At 55.1% G+C, this 1,419-nt stretch carries 1 protein-coding gene and 1 pseudogene; one reads left to right on the plus strand and one right to left on the minus strand.

Annotated elements, in window-relative coordinates:
* Positions 1-120: 120 nt before the first annotated feature.
* Positions 121-952, minus strand: a pseudogene (locus BBW68_RS00340) (Gfo/Idh/MocA family protein); the annotation flags it as partial.
* A gap of 107 nt (positions 953-1,059) precedes the next feature.
* Between BBW68_RS00340 and BBW68_RS00345 the strand changes: the two are divergent.
* Positions 1,060-1,419, plus strand: a 360-nt coding sequence (locus BBW68_RS00345; RefSeq protein WP_186821231.1) for a transposase, incomplete at its 3' end; no start/stop codon positions are given.

Consider the following 1,419-nt stretch of genomic DNA (forward strand, 5'->3'; position numbering starts at 1 on the left):
TTGCCGAACTCGAACACACGTTTAACACCAGAGGGCGAAAATCTCTGGGCTATCGTTCTCCCAATGAAGTATTTTTAACGCACTTATTGGCAGCATAAGCCCCCTCCGTTTTGTTGCGTTTCAACTGGGTATGGGGCCTTCGGCTGCGGAGAGTGCGATAGCTTCCAGCACTTTTGATACCTGCAACCCTTCGGCAAAGTCCGTCCACATGCGGTCATCAGCGGCGATGCCGTTGATCAGGTCACGCACTTCAGGGGTTTTCTGGTCGTTAAAGCCGATGCTGTGCCCGGCAGAGATGCAGAATGCCGCATAGTCCGGGTGCGCCGGGCCGGTGAGGATAGTCTTGAAGCCCTGGTGCCTTGCCGGTTTATCATGAATATACAGTTCCAGCTCCGCCATGTGCTCCTGGGTATAGCGAATGCTGCCTTTGGTGCCGGCGACCACATAGGTTAGGCCCATTTTGCTGCTGCAGGCGATGCGTGACGTTTCAATCACGCCGTGCGCGTCGTTGGCAAAACGTAGCAGCGCGCTGGCCTGATCTTCGTTTTCCACATCGCGCAACTGTGACGAATTTTTCAGGTCCGGGCGCTGTTTGATTACCGTCATCATATCGCCGCTTACTTCATCGATATTACCGTCAAGGAAGTGCGCCATATTGACGACATGCGCCGCCAGATCGCCGAGCGCGCCCCGCCCCGCCCGCGCTTTCTGGCAGTGCCAGTCGCGCGGCGTGTTCGGGTTTGCCAGATAATCTTCATTGATGGGTACCGTAAAAATGCACCACTTCGCCAATTTAACCGCGCTCAATAATTTTACGCGCCAGCTGGCTGGTCGGGTTTTTCATATAGTTGAAGCCAATCAGCGGTTTTACCCCGGCTTTTTGCGCAGCACGCACCATCTCTTCGGCATCCACCACGTCGATATTTTTATCCGCCACCAGCTGGTGCCAGTCAGGTAGAGTCTTAGGACGTGGTGTAAATTTGGAAGGATGGTGAGAGCCATTGGCTTATCCGGTAAGGTAATGGTTAATTAGACAATTATCTCAGAAGGAGTCAACCGATGGCCGACAACAGCATGACATTCAGCAACACCCTGATGCAACTCGGCGGCGAGGACTTTCTGCGTGAACTCACCGAATTTATGCTCAACCGCATCATGGAGGCCGATGTCACTCAGCGCATCAACGCAGAGCCTCATGAGCGCAGTGACGAGCGGGAGACCTACCGTAACGGCTACCGTGACCGTCAGTACCACACCCGCCTCGGTACCCTGGACCTGCGTATACCGAAGCTGCGTGAAGGCTCGTACTTCCCGTCCTTCCTTGAGGCCCGCAGGCTGTCGGAGAAAGCACTGAACGCGGTCATCCAGGAAGCGTGGATAAACGGCGTCTCCACCCGTAAGGTTGACGCGCTGGTGCAG

It is taken from the genome of Candidatus Erwinia dacicola, from assembly GCF_001756855.1.
In the GTDB taxonomy this organism is placed as follows: Bacteria; Pseudomonadota; Gammaproteobacteria; order Enterobacterales; family Enterobacteriaceae; genus Erwinia; species Erwinia dacicola.